The organism is Verrucomicrobiia bacterium (genome assembly GCA_035460805.1).
GTDB lineage: Bacteria > Patescibacteriota > UBA1384 > CAILIB01 > CAILIB01 > DATHWI01.
The window spans coordinates 1-3,522 of the sequence record DATHWI010000154.1 but is presented as its reverse complement, the minus strand read 5'-3'; the positions used below and the strand labels follow the sequence as shown (position 1 = coordinate 3,522).

General features: G+C 53.1%; 4 protein-coding genes, 1 tRNA gene and 2 other RNA genes. 5 read left to right on the top strand and 2 right to left on the bottom strand.

Annotated elements, in window-relative coordinates:
• Window positions 1-30 precede the first annotated feature (30 nt).
• Window positions 31-422: a transfer-messenger RNA gene (gene ssrA / locus VLA04_06210) on the bottom strand.
• 129 nt (window positions 423-551) lie between these two features.
• On the opposite strand from ssrA (VLA04_06210), the gene VLA04_06205 reads away from it, so the two are divergent.
• Window positions 552-827, top strand: coding sequence for a hypothetical protein (locus VLA04_06205; protein ID HSI21246.1), 276 nt, complete (start codon window positions 552-554; stop codon window positions 825-827).
• Window positions 828-973: 146 nt separating this feature from the next.
• Window positions 974-1,648 (top strand): Hsp20 family protein, encoded by a 675-nt coding sequence (locus VLA04_06200; GenBank protein ID HSI21245.1) that lies wholly within the window; start codon window positions 974-976, stop codon window positions 1,646-1,648.
• Window positions 1,649-1,679: 31 nt separating this feature from the next.
• On the opposite strand, the gene VLA04_06195 is transcribed toward VLA04_06200, so the two are convergent.
• Window positions 1,680-2,327, bottom strand: a complete 648-nt coding sequence (locus VLA04_06195; protein ID HSI21244.1) for an HAD-IA family hydrolase — start codon at window positions 2,325-2,327, stop codon at window positions 1,680-1,682.
• Window positions 2,328-2,435: 108 nt separating this feature from the next.
• On the opposite strand from VLA04_06195, the gene VLA04_06190 reads away from it, so the two are divergent.
• From VLA04_06190 to VLA04_06180, 3 genes are all read left to right on the top strand, one after another.
• Window positions 2,436-2,810: a hypothetical protein gene (locus tag VLA04_06190; GenBank protein ID HSI21243.1), complete on the top strand. Its 375-nt coding sequence runs from the start codon at window positions 2,436-2,438 to the stop codon at window positions 2,808-2,810.
• A gap of 60 nt (window positions 2,811-2,870) precedes the next feature.
• Window positions 2,871-3,222, top strand: a transfer-messenger RNA (tmRNA) gene (gene ssrA / locus VLA04_06185).
• Between the two features lie 222 nt (window positions 3,223-3,444).
• Window positions 3,445-3,521: transfer RNA gene (locus VLA04_06180), tRNA-Val, on the top strand.
• The last annotated feature ends 1 nt before the right edge of the window (window position 3,522 follow it).

The window sequence follows — 3,522 nt, the reverse complement described above, 5'->3', positions numbered from 1 at the left end:
AATTAATGGCTCTAGGAGCTTATAAAAAATTGGTGGAGGTGAGGGGAGTCGCACCCCTGTCCACTGTGGGTAATTGCGGGGTTCTACATGCGTATCGTCGTATCATACCTGGTTCAGAAGGCGACGCGCTCACTTGAACATCAGGTCGCATCGTTATCTTAGCTCGTGAGGACGATGCCTCTCACAAGAGCAGCCCACTATATAGCGCTGGGTCCTTTAGCGTGGGCTAATAAAGGTCAGCGGCATCGCACTTAGGCGAACGCAGGCGCAAAGGCGCGCTGCTCAGGCATTAGCCCGGCAACAAAAGCCTTTGCACGTGAGACGAAGTCTGCACGTAAAGGTGCTCGGGATTAACGAGGATCGAGCGTCCTCGGCATGCTGGTCCGCAAGGAACCGTCACGGTGTCGAATTAATACACCCCCATGTTTGAAATGTCCTGAGCCTCCTGGTTGTAGCATTTTTGAGGGTCAACCACAAGATATTGCGTCCATAGGCCTTGGCTTGAAATGATGTGTAGGAGAGGTTCAACAACCTCGTCTTGGATAGAGAATATGCAACAATCCCTGCCTCTTGATGTCCCCGATAGGAGACCTGAAGACCTTGTATCTTTCACCATTCCCGATTCAGTCATTACGGCCTGCCGCCAGCTCGGCATTTCGTCACGATCCCCGCGCTTCAAAGAGCTGCACCGGCTTTTTGAAAGCGACAAAGCCCGTTTTGAACAAGCGGTTAACGGCTTAATCACCCTGAAGAGCAATCCGCCGCTCTTTGGCCGGCCCCGCTCGTTCAATCGCGCATTTGTCTCGTACGTACGTTGCGAGGCATAAACTTCCCACGCCTTCCAAGCCACCTTCGGGTGGCTTTTTCTTTCTGAAACAAGGAGCCTCTTTCCTAATTGTGTTTTCGAGGGAATCAGATCCCTTGTCTTGACGGTTACCCTGATGGAAAGTATGCTTTACATGAATTCAACCCTATGCAACCCAAAAGAGTTATCCACATCCGGATCCGGGATTTGCGCCGCGAACGGGAGCTTACACAAGAAGAGCTCGCGGAGGCCTTAGGGATCTCGCGTCAGTCCATTAACGCCATGGAAGCGGGACGTTGTCTGCCAAGCCTTCCTGTCGCGCTCCAAATTGCTGCTTACTTTGCCGTGCCCCTTCAGCGCCTCATTGCTATTGCAGACGAAAATGAGCGCGCGCTAGCTGCTGCAGTGGAGAATGGTGCCACTGAGGCGCCGGCCCTGGGCAACCCCTGGGAGCCGCTTCGTGAAATGCGCGACATGTTAGATGACTTCATGGGCGACGCACCACGTCTGGAAGCTGGCCCTACGCCGTTGGTGAACATGAAGGATGAAGGCGAAGTGATTGTGGTTGAAATGCAGCTCCCAGGCTTTTCCAAGGAAGACCTTACCTTGGAAATTACCGATGACCAACTTACGGTATCTGCTGAACTCATGGAGGCAACACAGCCTGAGAGTGGCCAAGTGACCAGGGAGTTTGCCCGACGCGCCTTTACCCGCACCCTTATGCTTCCAGCGGTTGTCCAGAGCGATCATGCCGATGCCAAGATGAAGAATGGTATCCTTACCGTCCGGTTGCCCAAGAGGATGGATGACCGCAGAAGGCCCAAGCGGCTTGAGATCCAATAAAAAGAGCCCAGTCACCTGACTGGGCTTTTGATTAAGGAAGACCTCGGTGGAGATCGATCGGGGAGATGATGTCGCCTAGGTTCTGGGCCAAATACGTGGGGTTGTAGGTCTTTAGCCTGTCCCACCCTTCAAATCCGCAGGCAACACCAATGGTTTTGACACCTGCCCGCCTGCCCATCTCAATGTCCCCATGCATATCGCCCACCATGAAAGCGTGCTCCGGTTTGACCTGCATCTTGTCCAGGGCAAGGAGGAGTCCCTCCGCGTGTGGTTTGCGCAGGACGACGTCATCGGCGGTGACTATTACTTCAAAGTAGGAGGTCAGGCCGTTGAGCTCCACAACAGGGTGAACCGTTCCACCACGGGCGGAGACAATGCCCATGCGTACATCCCGCTCCTTCAGCTTGTCCAATGTGTCCCGCGTATCCGCGAATGGTTTGCAGAGATGGAGGTTCTGGAGCTGAAAATCCTTATGAACGCGACAGGATTCCTCCTGGGTTCCTTCCGGGTGGTACAGATCGTACGTTTCGCGGAGAGGAATCCCTTTGGAGTCGTTGAGCATCTCACGGGTAATCATGGGAAGGTTGAGTGTGCGACACGTGTACTCGTAAGAGTTGAGGATGAACTCTGCGGAGTCAAAGAGTGTGCCATCGGCATCGAAAAGTACAGCTACCAACATGCTGGACGCATAGTAGCCGAGAGAGGGGATGGGGTCAATCTGGAGGAGGGAAAGTTGACAGTGGGTGACTCCGTCCGTACCCTGGGTAGGAACGACTAACAGATATCCATGTCCAACTCACAGATTGAAAAGCGCCTCGAGATGCTCGAGACCGCCGAGCAAGAATACAAGACCCTCAAGGAAATGCTCACCGATGCCCTTGCTAACGACAGCGAGCTGGTAGAGCTTGATGAAAAGCTGAAAGAGGCCAAGCGCCGGTTCCAAGCTCAGAAAGAGGCAGTGATGAACGAGCCGGACAACCGCAAGATGCAAGAGAAGATGAAGGATGCGGCCATTGAGATTAAGGACACCAAGAAGCTTCTAGCTGATGAGCTTATTGCTTATTTCCTAGAAAGTAAGAGTTTTGATTACGTCGATGGCAAGGGACGCAAGCGTCACATTGCGGTCAGCGCCAAGTTCTCACGCGGTGGGGACGACGAATAAGGGATTGACAAGGGGTGTATAATTTGGTAGAGTGCATCTCGCTCTGAAAAGAGTGCACATGGGGGCGAACGGGCTCGACAGGGCCGATTCTACCTTCAATTGCGAGCCGAGGCGCCGCTGGCCTCGTAAAAAGCGGCAAAACTGTAAACGCGGCCTAAACCCGTTTAGCAGGCCTGCGAGGCCTGCCGTTACCTCTTCTCGAGTTGGTAGGGAAGAATCGGTGGCGTGGACAAATCCAAATAAGGTACAGCGCTTCTGTTCGGAGCAAAGTACACGAAAAAATAATCGAACTGGATGACCGGTCAGGTGGCCTCGACAGAGACCGGCATCGAGATTAAGTACAGAGGAGACGCTCGTGGTGATTGCTGGACGACGGTTCTGGAAGGGAGTTCAATTCTCCCCGCCTCCACCAAATTTTGGGCAACGACCTCCGTTGCCCACCTCAAATAGCCTATTCCTCGCCGAATAGGCTATTTTGGTACATAGGGTAGAAACAGAGTAGAACTTTTGCTAGTATTGGGCAGCACTTATGAGAGTTTGAAAATGTTTTCGGGCAAACCTCCGCCTGCGGCGGACGTTACCCTCGTCGGAATGTCCATCTTTCATGCAAGCATGACGATGTCCATTTCTCCTCGGGCAATTAGCTCAGGTGGTTAGAGCGCTACATTGACATTGTAGAGGTCACTGGTTCGAGTCCAGTATTGCCCACCAA